The sequence below is a fragment of the Pseudoclavibacter sp. RFBI5 genome (assembly GCF_002931395.1).
Classification (GTDB): domain Bacteria; phylum Actinomycetota; class Actinomycetes; order Actinomycetales; family Microbacteriaceae; genus Pseudoclavibacter.
Genome location: NZ_PSYA01000025.1, coordinates 1 through 1,986 on the forward strand (window position 1 = coordinate 1; position 1,986 = coordinate 1,986).

At 69.7% G+C, this 1,986-nt stretch carries 1 protein-coding gene; it reads right to left on the reverse strand.

Going from position 1 to position 1,986, the window contains the following annotated elements; all coding sequences use genetic code 11:
• Positions 1-309: 309 nt before the first annotated feature.
• Positions 310-1,188, reverse strand: coding sequence for a hypothetical protein (locus tag C5E06_RS18860; protein WP_146081429.1), 879 nt, complete (start codon positions 1,186-1,188; stop codon positions 310-312).
• Positions 1,189-1,986: the final 798 nt, after the last annotated feature.

A 1,986-nucleotide genomic window follows, 5' to 3' on the forward strand; every position in this document is an offset into this window, starting at 1 on the left:
CAACCCGCACCGTCCCCGGTTCCCGCCCCCGCGCCCGCAACCCGCACCCAAAGTTGTGGCCCGGTGCTCCACAACCGCTCGCCAACCACACCACGCCACAACTATGTCGCCGCGAACGCCGCAAACAGGGCGTTCGGCGCCTTCAGCACCGCCCCGCGCCCCGCGGCCCCATCCCGCACCCGGTTCCCGCGCCGGCAACCCGCAACCCGCACCCAAAGTTGTGGCTCGGTGCTCCACAACCGCTCGCCAACCACACCACGCCACAACTATGTCGCCGCGAACGCCGCAAACAGCGCGTTCCCGGAACCTTCAGCCCTGCCCGAGACGTTCGGCGCGAAGCCGCTTCGCGTAGTCGGTGAAGGCCTGCAGGCCACCGGCAGGCACGAGGTCAGCGACAGTGAGACGCACGTGCCGCATCCCCACGCTCTCGATCTCCCTGCTGCGCGTGATGTCCAGCCGCCACTGGCGCTGACTCGTGCGATGCCCGTCGCCCTCGTAGTCGTATCCGATGCGAGCTTCGCGATCGACGAGGTCGATTCGGGCCACCTGGCGCGCTCCCGACATGAGCGGGACGTTGATGTCTGGTTCCGGATAGCCGGAATCCACCAAGGCGATCCGCGTCGTCGACTCCCAAGGCGACTCGACGCGCTCGCGAATGCGCAGCGTGGCAGACCGCAGCACGGCGGCGCCCGCGCATCCCGACCAGGCATCAGCAATGGCTGCCAGACGATCCCGCGTCGTCAGCGCTTGAGGCCAAGTGCGCCCTGGATAGTTGTCCGCGTCCGAGATGAGGGCGTCGCCGACCTGCACGAGCTCAAGCTCGTCCAGGTGACGGGCGAGGAGACAGTAGGTGAGCTCCGGTGAGGCCACCGGGAGACCCCCGATCCGGCCGAGACTCCAGAAGCGCGGCGGGACGGATCTCGCTGTCACGCCCTTCGCGCGGGGCGGGTTCCTCCCCTTGGGCACGATGACATGGACCAACGCGTCGGCCAGGAGTCTCAACGGAAGGGGCAGTCCGTAGAGACGGGCGGCGGAGACACCGCCGAACGCCTGGTTCGGAGACATGACCGGCCAGTAGCTGCGGTCGAGCTCCTGCATGCGGGCGGCCAAGGCAGCGAACTCGTCACTCGCCCCGCGCACTCCGACGGAGGCCTCGGCAGTCTGCGGTTCCAGCATCGGCTGCGGCACGCGCACTCCGCGGAATGGCCGCGCCTCAGCGCTGTTGCGCAGCCGGGACTTCGAGACACCTGCTGCTCGGGCCTCGGCCACGCTGAATGCCGCGAACCGCAGGTCGAACGGCAACTGAATGCGCGGCTCCCGCCTGCCCGCACGGCCTGCACCGCCCGCTCGGCCCGCTGGGCCCGCTGGGCCCGCTGGGCCCGCACCCGAGATTCCATGCCGGTCAGCATCATCCGCGCCGCCACCTTGTCCCATTGCTCGAACGTAGACGCGTTGCTACCGCCACGACGATCACCGTCGAAAGCTGTGGACAGCTCGGCCAGAGCAAGGTGAAGAACATGGGCATTGTGGCTGAGGCTCACTCCCCCGCCTCCCTCCTCCACCCGGCCCCCACCGCCCCGCCCCGCACCGGCGCAGAGTTGTGGCCAAGTGCGACCAGACCCGCTCCCGACCGCACTAACCCACAACTCTGCGCCGGGGCGGGGCGACCTTCTCTGAGGCAGGGCGGGGCGTCGCGAGGAGCAGCGCGAACGTCGCGGAGGGGGGACGTCGAAACCAGGAGAAAAGTTGTGGCCAGGTGCAGCCAGACCGGCTGCCTACCGCACTAACCCACAACTCTGCGGCGGGGGCGGGGCGAACTTCTCGGAGGCAGGGCGAGGCGCGGCGAACGGGGCTGGGGGCGTCGCGAGGAGCGGCGCGAACGTCGCGGAGGGGGGACGTCGGAACCAGGAGAAGAGTTGTGGCCAAGTGCGACCAGGCCCGCTCCCGACCGCACCAACCCACAACTCTGCGCCGGGGGCTGGGTGG